Annotated in this window: 15 protein-coding genes and 2 riboswitches; of the genes, 9 read left to right on the top strand and 6 right to left on the bottom strand. The window is 50.5% G+C overall.

The window, feature by feature from the left end; translation table 11 throughout:
- Window positions 1-80 precede the first annotated feature (80 nt).
- The 4 genes from KB213_RS02410 to mutY all read right to left on the bottom strand — a co-directional run bounded on the left by KB213_RS02410 (window position 81) and on the right by mutY (window position 5,491).
- Window positions 81-1,529 (bottom strand): PstS family phosphate ABC transporter substrate-binding protein, encoded by a 1,449-nt coding sequence (locus KB213_RS02410; protein ID WP_211680458.1) that lies wholly within the window; start codon window positions 1,527-1,529, stop codon window positions 81-83.
- Window positions 1,529-3,649 (bottom strand): TonB-dependent siderophore receptor, encoded by a 2,121-nt coding sequence (locus KB213_RS02405; protein WP_211680457.1) that lies wholly within the window; start codon window positions 3,647-3,649, stop codon window positions 1,529-1,531. Before KB213_RS02405 ends, KB213_RS02410 begins: the two co-directional genes overlap by 1 nt.
- A 162-nt stretch (window positions 3,650-3,811) precedes the next feature.
- The gene (locus KB213_RS02400) at window positions 3,812-4,423 is read right to left on the bottom strand and encodes a hypothetical protein (RefSeq protein ID WP_211680456.1); all 612 of its coding nucleotides are present in this window, start codon (window positions 4,421-4,423) and stop codon (window positions 3,812-3,814) included.
- Between the two features lie 12 nt (window positions 4,424-4,435).
- Entirely contained in the window at window positions 4,436-5,491 is a 1,056-nt protein-coding gene (gene mutY, locus KB213_RS02395; RefSeq protein ID WP_211680455.1) for an A/G-specific adenine glycosylase, read from the bottom strand.
- A 10-nt stretch (window positions 5,492-5,501) separates the two neighbouring features.
- Here mutY and KB213_RS02390 point away from each other — a divergent pair, with 10 nt between their 5' ends.
- Window positions 5,502-6,014: a DUF721 domain-containing protein gene (locus KB213_RS02390; RefSeq protein ID WP_211680454.1), complete on the top strand. Its 513-nt coding sequence runs from the start codon at window positions 5,502-5,504 to the stop codon at window positions 6,012-6,014.
- Window positions 6,015-6,096: 82 nt separating this feature from the next.
- Here KB213_RS02390 and serB read toward each other — a convergent pair whose 3' ends face one another.
- The gene (serB, locus tag KB213_RS02385) at window positions 6,097-6,981 is read right to left on the bottom strand and encodes a phosphoserine phosphatase SerB (protein WP_211680453.1); all 885 of its coding nucleotides are present in this window, start codon (window positions 6,979-6,981) and stop codon (window positions 6,097-6,099) included.
- Between the two features lie 63 nt (window positions 6,982-7,044).
- Here serB and miaA point away from each other — a divergent pair, with 63 nt between their 5' ends.
- From miaA to speE, 6 genes are all read left to right on the top strand, one after another.
- Window positions 7,045-8,028, top strand: coding sequence for a tRNA (adenosine(37)-N6)-dimethylallyltransferase MiaA (gene miaA / locus KB213_RS02380; RefSeq protein ID WP_211680452.1), 984 nt, complete (start codon window positions 7,045-7,047; stop codon window positions 8,026-8,028).
- Between the two features lie 34 nt (window positions 8,029-8,062).
- Window positions 8,063-9,886 carry a biosynthetic-type acetolactate synthase large subunit gene (gene ilvB, locus KB213_RS02375; protein WP_346266651.1) on the top strand — a complete coding sequence of 608 codons (1,824 nt, stop codon included), beginning with the start codon at window positions 8,063-8,065 and terminating at the stop codon, window positions 9,884-9,886.
- Complete coding sequence (ilvN, locus tag KB213_RS02370; RefSeq protein WP_211680450.1) at window positions 9,886-10,443, top strand: acetolactate synthase small subunit; 558 nt, start codon at window positions 9,886-9,888, stop codon at window positions 10,441-10,443. Before ilvB ends, ilvN begins: the two co-directional genes overlap by 1 nt.
- Entirely contained in the window at window positions 10,443-11,462 is a 1,020-nt protein-coding gene (ilvC, locus tag KB213_RS02365) for a ketol-acid reductoisomerase (RefSeq protein WP_068171397.1), read from the top strand. Before ilvN ends, ilvC begins: the two co-directional genes overlap by 1 nt.
- A gap of 166 nt (window positions 11,463-11,628) precedes the next feature.
- Complete coding sequence (gene speD, locus KB213_RS02360) at window positions 11,629-12,105, top strand: adenosylmethionine decarboxylase (RefSeq protein ID WP_211680449.1); 477 nt, start codon at window positions 11,629-11,631, stop codon at window positions 12,103-12,105.
- A 115-nt stretch (window positions 12,106-12,220) separates the two neighbouring features.
- The gene (speE, locus tag KB213_RS02355; protein WP_068171591.1) at window positions 12,221-13,090 is read left to right on the top strand and encodes a polyamine aminopropyltransferase; all 870 of its coding nucleotides are present in this window, start codon (window positions 12,221-12,223) and stop codon (window positions 13,088-13,090) included.
- 86 nt (window positions 13,091-13,176) lie between these two features.
- Here the strand turns inward: speE and KB213_RS02350 are convergent, their stop codons facing one another.
- Complete coding sequence (locus KB213_RS02350; RefSeq protein WP_211680448.1) at window positions 13,177-13,479, bottom strand: putative quinol monooxygenase; 303 nt, start codon at window positions 13,477-13,479, stop codon at window positions 13,177-13,179.
- A gap of 90 nt (window positions 13,480-13,569) precedes the next feature.
- A riboswitch (glycine riboswitch) is annotated at window positions 13,570-13,658 on the top strand.
- Window position 13,659: 1 nt separating this feature from the next.
- Window positions 13,660-13,734, top strand: a riboswitch (glycine riboswitch).
- A 58-nt stretch (window positions 13,735-13,792) separates the two neighbouring features.
- Between KB213_RS02350 and gcvT the strand changes: the two genes are divergently transcribed.
- Both gcvT and gcvH read left to right on the top strand, forming a co-directional pair.
- Window positions 13,793-14,926, top strand: a complete 1,134-nt coding sequence (gene gcvT / locus KB213_RS02345) for a glycine cleavage system aminomethyltransferase GcvT (RefSeq protein ID WP_211680447.1) — start codon at window positions 13,793-13,795, stop codon at window positions 14,924-14,926.
- A gap of 40 nt (window positions 14,927-14,966) precedes the next feature.
- Window positions 14,967-15,326, top strand: a complete 360-nt coding sequence (gcvH, locus tag KB213_RS02340; protein WP_211680446.1) for a glycine cleavage system protein GcvH — start codon at window positions 14,967-14,969, stop codon at window positions 15,324-15,326.
- The last annotated feature ends 222 nt before the right edge of the window (window positions 15,327-15,548 follow it).

The following is a 15,548-nucleotide window of genomic DNA, read 5'->3' as shown; positions in this document are numbered from 1 at the left end:
CTATTAAAATATGCGTGTCATTGAATGATGACATGATGTGTTTTTAGTCCCTGCGGAGTTTTATTCCGCAGGGATATTTTTTATAAACTATTTATTTTGTTACGCTCTTTAAGTAGTTCTTGTTTTTGAAGTGGAAGATATCCGTTTTCTTCGTATCGATGTTTAAGGATGATTTTTTGACCTTCTTCAGATGTTAAGTAGAGAAGAAATTTCTTAATTGGCTGAGGAATATGTTTTCCGGGTGCACAATCAATATAGATATTAAAAAAATATGAGATTGGCCATTTAGAACGATCGCTCACTCCGTCTGGAAGAACAAAGGGTCCTGTGACGTTATATGAGAGGGGGAGTAACTTGACCATTGGCGGTGCTTTTCCAGCATCCATCCATGTGCTGTACCCAATGCCGAGCGGATCACGCGCGACAGCGTCTAAAACGGCTTTTCCAGTTGGCATGGCTCGGTAAAAAGAACTGAAAGGTAGCCCCTTTAATTTAGATTGCTGCATAGCGAGAGCAAAACTGCTGTCTGGGTTCATTCCGTAAATATGGATGGGAGCATGTGCCCAGTCTTCTTGCGTTAAGCCAAGGGATGACCACTGTGGGGCTTCGGGTTGAGGGGATGATGCGGAGAATATACGCTGTATTTGTGACCAAGCTGCTCCTTTTATTGGGTTCTTCTGGTTGATATAAACAGCTGGTGGTGTTTTGCCATCTGGGCGAGGACCAAAGCTTGCATATGCAATACGAATACGGGTTGGCGCATATCCTTTTGCTTGCTGAAAAGCGTTAAGGTCTTCTTGCCAAGCTTCACGGCCCATGGGAGCAATGGCACTGGTGCCAGCAATTAATGCGGGAATTGCCAGTGAAGATCCACGAAGGTCATTAGAGAAGTTTAGTGTTGGGTTGTGGGCTTTATAGCCATACTCTAATTCTGGAAGTAATTTATCAATAGTATCGCTTCCAATAATATTTATTGTGTTGATTTTTGTGTCATTTTCAGTGGGTGTTAATTCATATTTCTCATTTTTTATATTTTTGTTAATACTATCCAATTCATTATTGGATATATTTTTTAAATATAGAAATATGTTCTTTGTTTTGGTGTGATCGTTTTCTGAAAAAAGCGCTCTTAATAAAGGAAAGAGTCTTTCGTCAATGGCATTAGAAGAGTTGCGGCGTACGCAGATGTAAAGTCCTTGTAGAATAGGCAAGATAAGTGGATCGCCGCCCGTGTAGCGCTTCATAGCGGCGCGCTCTCCATCTGTGAGGACACGAGGAAGAATTGCAGCTGCAATGATACCATGTGTCAGGAGAGGGATGCTGCCTGCGGGGCCTACTATGCGTGAGGAGAGATTAAATTCATGAGCAATATCCTCACTTTCTGGCCCTCCCCCAATGATGAGATGCCCCTGAGGGTCGAGATAATGTGCCACCAAAGGAGGGATGGGTGGCTCATTTTCTGTGGTGGCGGCGTGCACTAAAGACGTGCACGCAAGGGTGGATAGGAGGGAGAAAAGATGTTTTTTCATTAGAAATCTGCGCTCACGCCACCGAGGAAGGTTCGTCCCGTACCTGGTGTAATTTGAGAAGAGGATACGGATGATTCAATGTAATATTCGTTGGAGATATTTTTAATATTGAGGGACATTTTAAGGTTTTTGCCAATTTTTTTCCATATACTTGCATCAAAACGATGATATCCACCTATACGGAAGCTATTATCAAGATCTCCTTGACGGTTACTGGCAGCAAAAACACCACCTCCGATTCCAGTATTTTTGAAAAACCCGCTCTTTGGTTCATAGGTCATCCAGACGCTGCCTGCCCATTTAGGAACTCCAATAAGGGAGTTTCCAACTTTATAAGTACTAGAGTCTAAAATCGTAGTATCAGTATATGCGGCAGTTGCTATGACCTGAAGGTCAGACGTTATGGCACCATTGATATCCAGTTCGACACCGCGGGATCTCTGTTTTCCAGCGTCAATATTGAAGCCAACATTGGTTGGGTCTTGTTGAGCCACATGCGCTCTGACGAGATGGTACAATGCGAGATTGATAAAGAGGCGCTTTTGTAGTGCTTCAGCTTTCAAACCCGCTTCGAATTGTTGCCCTGTTTCAGGTGGAATGGGTTGACCTGAGAGGGTTGGAGCGGGTTGTGACTGGAAAGATCGTGTGTAATCAAAGAAGAAAGCAACAGGATCGACAGGTTTCCAAACAATGCCAGCACGCGGTGACCATTTTTTGTCATTGGATGCATAACCGGTCGTGCCGTAATCTGATTCTCGTGCATGGTCAAAGCGTACACCCCCAAGCAGATTGATATGTTTTCCAATATCGATTTGGTCTTGCATATACGTTGAAAGTGAGCGCGCCCGGACCGTACGATCTGCTGCTGTAATCCATTTGGTGGGTAGGGCACCGTATACAGGGTTATCAATATCAATGCTTGCTAAAGAACCTCGGTCGAAGGTTCGGAAGCGATAGCTGTTAAGCCATTCCCCCCCTAAAACAAGTGTGTGGGACAGGCCAAAGGTTTTAGCATTGGCAACGGCATCAAGTTGAAAATCAGCATTATGGTTGTTTTCATCCTGACGTACGGATGACCGTGCAATGGTTCGCGTCAGGGTTTTGGGGGCAACTTTGATATTTGATCCATAATTGACGCCCAAAATATTAATCGCACCCATATCATAATGGCCGATTTGACGGATTTTTAGCCAATCTAAGAGTTGATGCTCTATGCGGTAATTAAACTCTAGTCTTTGAGAATCTGTTGCGGCCCATTTTTCTCCCAAGAAGCGGCTACGCGGTAGATCAACAACCAATCCCTTACCGTTGGCTGACGGCGTAGCAATGAGACCGCGATCGGTTTGGTTTTTTTGATGGGTGAAGGTCAGGCTCGCTAAAGCTGTTGTGCGAGATGTTGGCTGCCATAAGAGTGACCCGGCGATAAATTGGCGCTGGTACGGAATGAAAACATCACGAAATGTATTAGTTCGTTCTGCAGCACCAATAAGCCGGAAAGCGAGCGTATGAGAACGATTAACGGCGCCCGTTACGTCACCTTGACCGCGCACAAAGCCAAAGCTTCCGCCTTGTAAAGAGATATTATTGGAGGCTGTATACTTGGGTTGTTTGGTAACGATATTGATCAATCCGCCAGGGTCGCCGCGCCCATATAAAACTGAGGCTGGCCCTTTGAGAACTTCTATACGCTCGATATTTGCTAAATCCCTATAGCTATCATTTGTTTGAATAGCAGGACTCAGCATTATGCTATCTATAGCGTAGTAAGAAGATCGAAAACCTCTAATGGTAAAGCTTTCGGATCTATTTCCGGCATCAGTTCCAGGCAATACGCCACTGACGTTGCGCAGTGCGCTTGTTAGATCAATTGCTTGTTGGTCATCAATGACCTTTCGGGTAACTATTTGAATAGATTGAGGTATAGATATTATACTTGTGCCGGTGCGTGTCGCAGTTGTAATTTTATTAATCTTATACCCATTAGTTCTTTTTCCGAGAACAATAATTTCTGATGTATTTACATTGCTTTCATTAATTTTTTCTTTTGCAATAGTGATGTTTGAATATAATAATGAACATAAATAAGTGGAAAATAAAAAACAAAACTTCGTTTTTTTCAACTTTGTGTTCCTTTTAGTTTTTTATGTGCGCATGTTTTTTCCTGAGGGATGAGGTTTATAGAACAATTCTATGAAAATGAAAGTCATTCTCATTATGAAAAAATTTCAAATTGTGTATGAAATTTTATAATTTTAATTATTTAGATATAAAGAATGATAAATTTATTTTTTATGTATTGTTAAGGATAATTTTTCAGAATTTTCCTGATTTATTAAGTTTATTTCTGTATTTTCTTTTCCAATTAGATCAAAATTTCTAATATTATCTACAATTGATATATTAAATCCATCAATCGAGCCAATATTTGAGTGTGGATGAAGAGTAAGCGCTGAGACCGGGCGGCCATCTTTGGATATAATTGAGTAAAGCTCAGGGAGCATCAACAATGAGAGGCCCCGTAGAGCAGCCGGGGTAAAGGGGATGAATTTTTCCCATCCATGCACGAATTCGGCTCGGATAACGGCTTGTTCCTGCTGTTCCGGTATAGGTAGGCAAGTAAGATAGCGTTGTTTTTGTGGAAAGAACAAAGATACATAGCCACCCCCAGCATCGTCCATGATGCAGGTCGGAAATGGTTTGGGCATAGAGATATGTTTTATGAACTGGATGTCCGTTGGTAGAGAAAAGTGCTTGGGCGCATTGATAGTAAGGTCTGGCAGTATGCCGGGATTGAAAGGAGATACTGAAAACCTATCGCGCATTGGGTCGTGGCTAAGGAAATGACCATGCCAATCCATGAGATACAGTGAAGTTGCTGCGGCTGAGTTCTTCATGGAATGTCCTGTTTACTGTGCAGATGTTTTATAAAGTGCGAGACACTTACTCATAATACCCGGAAGAGCTGCGCTCTTCAGAGGACGAAAAGAACCGTAATCCGTATCAATCGTTTGATTACGGTTTTGGAGAAGACGAGTTCCGTAGACAGTCACTTTCAGTGTGAAATGTGAGAAAATATGTGTCACTTCTCCACAGAGTGTCCAGCTTAAGAGAGCCGGTGCTTGGTTTAAAGCTTCTTCTTCGCTCCACGGGCTAGAACGCCATTCCGTTCCTGGAAACTCGTCCATGCCTCCTAACAGACCTTTAGCGGGGCGTTGTCGGAGTAAAAATTGTCCCTGATGGTCCGTAATAATGAAGTGCGCGCCGTATCGTGTTGGCCTTACTGCTTTAGGGGCGCGTTTTGGAAGCGATGCTGCAATGCCTTGTGCTTGTGCTTTGCAGGGTGTGCGCCACGGGCACGGTAAGCATGTCGGGTTGCGTGGTGTGCAAATGCTTGACCCTAGGTCAAAAAGTGCCTGAGCAAAATCTGAAGGGCGTGTTTTAGCGATAGGGTCATCGTTGAGCGTCGCGGCGTGGCGGTGCAACTGTGGGCGGGCGCCCGGAATGGGGTCTTCAACAGCAAAAAGCCGCGATGTAACACGCTCTACATTGCCATCAACCGGCACGACAGGCACACCAAAAGCAATCGCGGCCACGGCCCGCGCCGTATATGCGCCAATGCCCGGTAGGGTTTGTAATTCATCGACGGTTTGCGGAAACCCCCCACGCTCAGTGACCTTTTGTGCGCAAGCGTGCAGATTGCGGGCGCGGGCATAGTAACCAAGCCCGGCCCAACGCTGAAGGACGTCTTCCAGTGGTGCAGCGGCTAATGCTTGAACCGTGGGATAATCCGTGAAGAAGCGTTCAAAATACGGTATAACTGCCTGCACAGTGGTTTGCTGGAGCATGATTTCGCTCAGCCACACGGCATAAGGTGAAGGGCGCAGTTTATCGGAGCCGCGCCATGGCAAGCTACGGCGATGCGTGTCATACCAGCGGAGGAGTTCAGAAGCGTTAAGAATCACGCTCTCTTATATGGAAGAGGATGGGACGCTGAACAAGCGCAGTAATGAGACTTTTCCGACAGGAAAAGCGCCTTTTAGGCCCAAAACAACAACTTATGGCACTAAGCAAATTGGTGCGTTTGTAACGCAAGTCACGCAACCGGCATTTAAGAAAAAATCTCCTATTTTGGTCCGTCTTGCGTTGAACTGGCCTGATTTTGTAGGGCCTTATTTAGCGCAGCAGACGGAGCCTCGGCGTTTATCCGCAGGCACATTGACGTTGGCTTGTGCAGGCCCTGTGGCGATGGAGTTGCAGCACCAAAGTGTCCAACTTTTAGAACGTATTAATACAGCATGCGGGTTACGTGGCGTGCATGCGATTGAGCGTTTGAAATTGGTACAAGATCATACACTCCGGCCTGTTGCGCCCCGCGTGAAAAAGCGTCTTCCAGCCGTTTCTGTGGAGGGTGTGGAGAATGATGAGTTGCGTGCAGCCCTAGAGCGTTTGGGCGGGCATATTAAGCTAAAACGCACCCGCAGATAGGTTTCCCATCAGCGCGGTCTGCCAATGGGAAAAGAGAAGTGTTGAGGGAGGAGTTCTCCCTCTTAGCGTGTAGTCTGTATGGTTAGTCTGTTACGAAGTCTTCTGCGCGGTAGCCTTGGGCAAAAAGATGTGCCCGGAGTGATGCAAAATTAATCTGCATTTCGGTCACTTTGCGCACGTTTGGTTTCGCGTGGAATGCGAGGCCAAGCCCGGCTTCTTTCAGCATCGGAATGTCGTTTGCACCATCGCCTGTTGTGACGCATGCTTTGAGCTGTACGCCGCGTTCAGCCGCGAGGCGGCGAAGATGGTCCAGCTTTGCATCCGGCCCTAAAATCGGTCCGGCAAGGCGGCCCGTTAAAATATTGCCTTCGAGGCCAAGGTGGTTCCCGTGATGCTCATCAAAGCCACATAATGCGGCTACGCGCTGCGTGAACCATGTGAAGCCACCAGAAACAAGCGCCGTGCGTGCGCGATGAGCGCGCATGGTCATAACCAGTTCCCGTGCGCCTTCTGTGAGATGGGTTGCGTTCCATACGTCCTCAAGCACACTGGCTGAGCGGTTTTCTAGAAGGGCAACGCGCTGCTCAAGGGCTGTATCAAAATCCAACTCCCCATTCATAGAGGCACGGGTGATGGCGGCAACATCCTCTCCAACACCAAGAATATTGGCCATTTCATCAAGCGTTTCGCTTGTGACGATCGTACTGTCCATGTCGGCCACGAGAACGGCTTTGCGACGACCGCGTGTTTTGATGAGAAGAGCATCGGTTTTGTATGGCGCGAGTGTTGCGCGAATGGTGGCAGCATTTGCAACGGTTGGAGGGCAGGGAATATCAACAGCCTCTCCCGGTGAAAGGGTAATGGGCTTTTCGCCGCGTACGAGAGTGCGCGCAATGTCGATGGCCTCTGGGGCAAGCGGACCATTGCGGCGGTCTGCAACGAGGGTCAAGACATAGGGGAGAGACATGATTAAGCCTTTAGCGGTTGAACACTCTCGCCTGTGGGGCGGTGCATGTGGCAGGAAGAGGGTATGAACGCCTCAAGAATTGCAATTATTGTGGCCGGGCCAACCTGTTCCGGCAAGTCAGCTCTCGCGATGGATATTGCACGGCACCAGAATGGCGTCGTGATCAATGCGGATTCGATGCAGGTCTATCGAGATCTGCATATTCTCACCGCTCGCCCCTCGGTAGAAGATGAAGCACGCGTTCCGCACCGTTTATATGGTGTTTTAGATGCCGCGTCTCCTGGGAGTGTCGCATGGTGGCGTGAGCAGGCTTTAGCTGCCATGGAGGCATGCTGGGCCGAAGGGCGTATGCCGATTTTGTGTGGCGGTACAGGGATGTACCTCAGAGCTCTTCTGGAGGGGTTGGTTGAAGTTCCTGACCCCGGAGAAAGCGCTCGGAACGAAGCACGGTATTTGGTTGAGGAGATCGGTCCAGCAGCTTTGCACGCTCGTTTGGTAGAAGTAGACCCCGATACAGCAGAAACTCTGCGTCCCAATGATGCGCAGCGTATTGCGCGGGCTTGGGAAGTTTGGCGAGGGACAGGGCGTGGATTGGTTGCATGGCGCGCCGAGCCGGGTTTGCCGCCGGCATCGTGCCGTTTTGTGTCTGTACGGTTGGACCCACCTCGTCCGGAGCTGAGGGCCTCAATTAAAGTCCGTTTTGATCAGATGCTGGCGGCGGGGGGGCTTGATGAAGTGGCCGCATTAGTAGAGCGTGGGTTGGATACCGCTTTGCCAGCGATGCGCGCACATGGTGTTCCAGAGTTATCGGCAGTTTTACGCCAAGAGCTTTCTTTGGCTGAAGCCGCTGAAGCCGCAGTGTTGGCGACCGGGCGTTATACACGCCGACAAGCAACATGGTTTCGCCATCATGATCTGGGTAAAAAAGAAGACTCTATGGTTTTGTTGCGTAGATACCCGCCAAATGAGCAAGATTCGGAAAAATATAAAGAAAAAATACAGAATTTTATATCAAATCGCGTTGACCTTCAGAGCGTAGCGTCCTAAACCCGGCACTCTAAACGCCATTGGGAGGATAGTGGTGACGGATCTTGCGGCGCCCAAAGCCGATGAACACACAAAAGAACTGCACACTGAAACGCTGAATGGCGCAGAAGTCCTTCTGCGCGTTCTCCGTGAACTCGGTGTGGAAGTCGTGTTCGGATACCCGGGTGGAGCAGTGCTGCCTATTTATGATGCACTGTTCAAGCAAGATCATATTCGTCATATTCTTGTTCGCCATGAGCAGGCTGCCGTGCACGCAGCGGAAGCTTATGCCCGCTCTACGGGGAAAACAGGCGTTGTGTTGGTAACGTCTGGTCCCGGTGCGACCAATGCGGTGACGGGCTTGGTTGACGCCCTGATGGATTCCATTCCGCTCGTATGTTTGAGCGGTCAGGTCCCGACGAAGCTGATTGGCAATGATGCGTTCCAAGAAGCGGACACAACGGGCATCACACGCCCGGCGACGAAGCATAATTACTTGGTACGTACACCCGAAACACTCGCGCCGACGGTACGGGAAGCGTTCGCGGTGGCACAAGGCGGTCGCCCCGGGCCAGTGCTGATTGATCTGCCAAAAGACATTACCGTTGGTAAAGCTCCGTTGGTACCAGCAATGCCGACGCCTGCAATGAAGCGTTTGCAGAAAGTGGCAGCGCAAAATCGTCCAACGCAGGATGCGATTGCCCGTACGCTTGAGGCGATGAAAACTGCGAAAAAACCGCTGTTTTATACGGGTGGTGGTATCATCAATTCGGGCCCGCATGCGGCAGAGTTGTTGCGCGCATTGGCGCGGAAAACGGGTTTCCCTGTAACATCAACCTTGATGGGGTTGGGTGCTTTCCCTTCACCTGATCCACAATTCCTAGGCATGCTGGGCATGCATGGTGCTGTAGAAGCCAATATGGCAACCCATGGCTGTGACCTGTTGATTGCATTGGGTGTACGCTTTGATGACCGTGTGACGGGTCGGGTCGATGCGTTCTCACCACATTCTTTCAAGGTTCATGCGGATATTGATCCGAGCCAGATTGATAAAATCATCCCGGTGGATATCCGCTTGGAAGGTGATGTTGGTGAAACGTTGGAAGCTCTGCTGGAAGGCTGGGGTGAGACGGAAACTCCTGACCTGACGCCGTGGTGGAACCAAATTGCGTCATGGCGCAGCGTGGACGGCTTTGGTTTTACGCAAGATATGACGCCTGAAGCGGTAATTCGTCCGCAATATGCCATTCAGCGTTTGTATGAGTTGGTGAAGGAAAGCGGTCGTGACACATTTGTTTCCACGGAAGTGGGACAGCATCAAATGTGGGCTGCACAGCACTTCCAATTTGATAAGCCGAACCGTTGGCTGACATCCGGCGGCCTAGGTACGATGGGTTATGGTTTGCCAGCAGCTGTAGGTGCTCAGGTCGCTCACCCGGATGCTCTGGTCATTGATATTGCCGGTGAAGCATCCACTCTGATGAATATTCAGGAGTTGGGGACCATCGCGCAGTATCGTCTGCCGGTGAAAATCTTCATTCTGAATAATCGCTACATGGGTATGGTGCGTCAGTGGCAGGAACTGCTGCATGGGTCACGCTACTCGCAATCCTATAGTGAAGCATTGCCTGATTTTGTGAAATTGGCTGAATCGTTTCATGGAACGGGTATGCGGGCCACGAATGTCGGTGAACTGGACAAGGTGATCCGTGACATGTTGGCGCATGATGGCCCAGTGATTGCGGATATCTGCGTGGCCGAAGGGGAGAATTGTTATCCAATGATCCCATCGGGGGCGGCTCATAACCAGATGTTGCTCGGCCCAGATCAAGATTCTGCGGCCGCAGGTCTGACGGAAGAAGGGATGATGTTGGTCTAATGTCTGACACAGCTTCAACAGATATCATCCAGAATTCGGTTATTTCGGTTCTGATTGAGAATGAGAGTGGCGCTTTGGCCCGTGTGGTCGGCCTGTTTTCTGGTCGTGGCTATAATATCTCTAGCCTCACGGTCGCGCAGGTTGATGAACGTCAGGGGCTGTCTCGCATTACCGTACTGACCTCCGGTACGCCGATGGTCATTCAGCAAATCAAGGCGCAGTTGAAACGCCTTGTGCCGGTTCATGCCGTCTCGGATCTCACGGAAGAAGGCGCTTTTGTTGGGCGTGAACTTGCGTTGGTGAAGATCGTGTCTTCTGGAGAAGACCGGACCGAAGCCCTGCGCATTGCGGAATCGTTCCGTGCGCGGCGTGTGGATAGTACGGCGACGAGTTTCGTGTTTGAACTGACCGGTTCGCCGGAGAAGATCGACGCGTTTATTGAGTTGATGCGAAATCTCGGCTTGGCTGACATTTCGCGGACAGGGATTGCAGCCATCGCGCGCGGCCCTGAAGTTTTTGCACCTTTGGTATTTCACCCCAGCGAGGAGACTGTCTGATGCGGGTTTATTATGATCGTGATGCTGACCTGAACCTGATCAAGAGCAAGAAGGTCGCGATTATCGGTTATGGCAGCCAAGGCCATGCCCATGCGAACAACCTGCGTGATAGCGGCGTATCTGATCTCGTGATCGGTCTGCGTCCAACCTCCTCTGCTGTGAAGAAGGCTGAGGGCGCTGGCTTTAAGGTTATGGGACCGGCAGAAGCAGCAGCTTGGGCTGACGTTGTCATGGTTCTGACGCCGGATGAAGGCCAGGGCGCACTGTATAAAGACAGCTTGGAAGCCAACCTGAAGCAAGGCGCAGCACTGGCTTTTGCTCATGGCCTGTCCATCCATTTCCGCATCATCGAAGCCCGCCCTGATCTGGACGTGTTCTTGATCGCACCAAAGGGCCCTGGCCACACGGTGCGTTCTGAGTACCAGAAGGGTGGCGGTGTGCCGTCTCTGGTTGCTGTTGCACAAAACGCTTCTGGTCAGGCTCTGGACATTGCTCTGTCCTATGCTTCGGCGAATGGTGGTGGCCGTGCAGGCATCATCGAAACGTCGTTCAAGGAAGAAGTTGAAACCGACTTGTTCGGTGAACAAGCTGTTCTGTGTGGCGGTGCGGTTGAGCTGATCCGTGCAGGCTTTGAAACGCTGGTTGAAGGTGGTTATGCACCGGAAATGGCGTATTTTGAGTGCTTGCATGAGCTGAAGCTGATCGTGGATCTGCTGTATGAAGGCGGTATCTCGAACATGAACTACTCCATCTCCAACACGGCGGAGTATGGTGAGTATGTAACGGGTCCACGCATCATCACGGCTGAAACAAAGGCTGAAATGAAGCGCGTTCTGACCGATATTCAAGATGGTACGTTCGTGCGTAACTTCATTCTTGAGAACCAGTCAGGCGGCGTTGGCTTTAAGGCTATCCGTGCCCGCAATGATGCGCACCAGATCGAAGAAACCGGCGCTAAGCTGCGCGCTATGATGCCTTGGATTTCCAAAGGCAAATTGGTCGATAAAGAGCGCAATTAAGACGAAGCATTACAATTCTGAGGTGGTTCGCTGACAGGTTTTTGACAATTCACGAATCATCTCAGAAAAACCTTGCATCCAGGTGGGGAGGCGCTGTATCCAGCCCTCACCTGGCCCAAGGGGGCGATGACGCCCAACAGGCCGTCTACTGGTTTGGGGGTACGTGATGAACGCACTTGCTCAACTGGGGATGGTATCGGAACACCCGAGAGATATCCAGAACAGCGAAGCTCACTCTGTTGAAGAGGAGCGCAAGGACTATTTTATCGAGCGTGACGGCGAACGTTTCGCAGGGAATCACATCTTGGTCGACTTCTGGGACGCGAGCAATCTCGACGATCCGAAGCGCATTGATGAGACTCTGTGTGAAGGTGCGATCGCCGCTGGTGCAACGATTTTGCACAGCCACTTCCACCACTTCACGCCGAATGGTGGTGTGTCGGGTGTTGTCGTTCTGGCCGAGAGTCACATTTCCATCCACACATGGCCGGAGCGTAATTTCGCGGCTGTGGATGTGTTCATGTGTGGCGCTTGTGACCCGAATCTGACGATTCCTGTCATGCAGCGCTTGTTCCAAGCTGGCCGCGTTGAGGTTGACGCCGTACGCCGTGGCCGCGTGCAGGGACGTGCAAAAACGGCTTAAGGGCCGGGCGAAGACTATCGCCAATAGATAGCCGGGGTCTTTCATGGTCCCCGGCTTTTTTCTTATTAACGTCGCCTCAGAGCGCCTCGGATTATTCCGTAAGGAGACGATGATCATGGCCGAAAATTGGCTGAACGAAACTCTGTACCCTGACTGGGGACAACGTTTCCTCGTGACCCGCGAACTGGCACGTGTGAAGTCTGACTTTCAGGACATTGTTGTGTTTGAAAGCAGCAGCCATGGCCGCGTTTTGGTTCTGGATGGTGTGATCCAGATCACTGAACGTGATGAATTTGTGTATCAGGAAATGCTCGCTCATGTGCCGTTGATGGCGCATCCATGTGCGAAGCGCGTTCTGATCATTGGCGCGGGTGACGGCGGTGTTCTGCGTCGCGTGTTGCAGCATGACACGGTTGAAAAAGCGGTCATGGTGGAAATCGATGGCGCAGTGATCGAACTGTCCAAAGAGCACCTGCCGAATATCGCTGGCGATGCATGGAATGACCCACGTGCAGACGTGATCGTCGGTGATGGAATCGATTATGTCGCAAAAGCGGCTGATGGTTCCTTTGACGCGATTATCGTTGACAGCACTGATCCGATTGGCGTGGGCGAAGTTCTGTTTACGGATGAGTTCTACAAGAACTGTGCCCGCATCCTGTCGGATGAAGGCATCATCGTGAATCAGTGCGGTGTTCCGTTCATGCAGGCTGATGAATTGCATGACACCAGTGAGCGTCGCGCAAAGTTCTTCCCGCATGTATCCGCGTATGTTGCGGCTGTACCGACCTATGTCGGTGGCTTCATGACGTTGGGCGTGGCTGCGAAGGGTCAATCCCCCAATACGCAGACCATTGAGCAAGTGCGTGCACGTGCGGAAGCGGCCAAGATTCTGGGTAAGACCCGTTATTGGACGCCAGAAATCCACGTCGGTGCGTTTAACTTGCCGCCTTATATTGCTGAGCATCTGCCCAAAAAAGGCTGATATTAGCGTATTAGGTTTGGAGACCACGAGAGCAGCTTTGATGGGTAGCTTTCGTGGTCTTTCTTATAAAAAAACCAAAACGCTTTTTAAGGCGCGGTGCGGTTGAAAAACCGTACGGCGTTTTCTTTTGCGCCATAGTCTTTTACGGCTTTGGCGAATGCTGCGAAATGCGGTGTTTTGAGGTGCGCTTCAAAAGCTGCACGGTCCGTATAGGTTTCGACCAACACGACTAGATTCGGATCTTCTGGTGAGGATAAAACCTCGAAGCTATGACAGCCGGATTCGACTGCGATAGATTGGCGGCTATCTTCCGCACAAACAGCAAGAAATGCTTCGAGATGAATGCCGGGGACATGAAACTCGGCAATAACAGTCAATTCTGAGGCCATGAGTGTGCTCCTTTCGTAACAAGATATGAGAGAGCGTGTGATGCTGCTCTGTGACGATTGCATGGCAGGTCTGTCTCTGGCAAAGAGGGGGAGATCAGCACGGGAGAGACTAGCCGCAAGGCTGGCGCCGAAGGAGCAACCGCCCCGGAAACTCTCAGGCCAAAGGACCGGTTGATCATAATTTTTCTGGAGAGTGGCGTATCTTGCGCCCGCCGACGGGATAGCGATCTCAGGCCAAAGGACAGAAGGGGCGGCACTTTTCCGTGTGTGGAGACGTGTCTGCGCTATTTGTCTAAGTGAGCCGGATCGACCTATGAGCGACACTCTTCAGCAGACTCCCCTTTTTGCGCTTCATGGTGAATTAGGTGCCCGTATGGTGCCGTTTGCTGGTTATGCCATGCCGCTTCAGTACCCTGCAGGCTTGATGGCAGAGCATCTGCACACGCGCACAAAGGCTGGCCTGTTTGATGTGTCCCATATGGGGCAAATTCGTATTGCTGCGAAGTCTGGTGACGTTCGTGACGCTGCGCTGGCTTTGGAAAGCTTGGTCCCGGCCAATTACGCAGGTTTGGGTGCGAACCGCCAGCGTTATGGCCTGCTGACCAATGATGAAGGCGGCATTCTGGACGATCTGATGGTGGCCAATTTGGGTCATGAATTGCTGGTCGTTGTGAATGCATCGTGCAAAGAGGCTGATGCAGACCGGATTGAGGCTGCATTGTCCGATCGCTGCGTGGTGACGCGTCAGTTTGATCGTGCGTTAGTTGCGCTGCAAGGCCCGGCGGCTGAAGCTGCATTGGCACCGCTTTGCCCAGCTGCGGCATCGATGCGCTTTATGGACATGATCGAAACGCAGATTGAGGGCATTTCGGTTACTCTGTCTCGCTCGGGTTATACGGGTGAAGATGGTTATGAAATTGGTTGTGCCGCAGAAGATGGTGAGCGCTTGGCGCGCCTGCTTTTGGCACAGCCCGATGTGATGCCGATTGGTCTGGGCGCACGTGATTCCCTGCGCCTCGAAGCCGGCCTATGCCTTTATGGCAATGATATTGATACCACCACAACGCCGATTGAAGCGTCCCTCGGTTGGGCGATTCAGAAAATCCGCCGTGAAGGCGGTGAGCGTGAAGGTGGGTATCCGGGGGCGGAGCATGTGTTGCGCCAAGCACGTGACGGTGTGTCCCGTCAGCGCGTTGGCTTAATGGCTGAAGGCCGTGCGCCAGTCCGTGGTGGGGCGAAGTTGTTTGCGGATGCTCAAGGCACGAAGCACGTGGGTGTGGTGACGTCTGGTGCGTTTGGCCCCACGGTGCAGGCCCCGGTGGCTATGGGTTATGTTGAAACAGCCTATGCCGCTGTGGATACGGCCCTTTTTGCAGAATTGCGCGGGAAGTTTGTTCCCGTTCATGTCCGGGCGACGCCGTTTGTGGCGCCTGGTTTCAAGCGTTGATCTTTGATCTCCAAGAGAGTTTTGGGAGAGGAAAGCGGTTATGACGACTTACTACACGAAATCGCATGAGTGGATCCGCCTTGAAGGCACAGAAGCAACCGTCGGTATTACCGCGCATGCTTCTGAAGAGCTGGGCGAACTGGTTTTTGTCGAAGCGAAGGATGAAGGCACAGAAGTTGCAGCGGGTGATGCAGCAGCGGTTGTGGAATCCGTAAAGGCAGCGTCTGACATTTATGCACCTGTTGCCGGCACAGTGTCTGGTTTCAATGATCGTCTGTCTGACGAGCCGACGCTGGTTGGTTCCGAGCCAGAAGGTGAGGGTTGGATTTTCCGTATGACGGTATCAAACCCAGAAGACGTCACGAGCCTTCTGACGCGTGAGCAGTACGACGCGCTGTAATCCTCGCGTGATGTGATGATTGACGGGTTTTAGAGGTTTTTCTGTGTCGTTTTATGGGGTGGGATTCGTCTTTTTCTGGAAGAAAAAGAAGCAAAAAGACTTTTGAAAGTGAGGGTATGGTCTTCGCAGCAAGGCTAGACCACTTAATTAACAAGAGTTTTTTGGTTCTTTTTTGCAAAAAAGAACGTCCTACCGCACAAACAGTCCCCTCCTTTTCAGGGA

This window comes from Neokomagataea anthophila (assembly GCF_018122595.1).
GTDB classification, from domain to species: Bacteria; Pseudomonadota; Alphaproteobacteria; order Acetobacterales; family Acetobacteraceae; genus Gluconobacter; species Gluconobacter anthophilus.
Note: the sequence above shows the minus strand (reverse complement) of the source record. Positions and strands in the feature narration are given on the sequence as shown.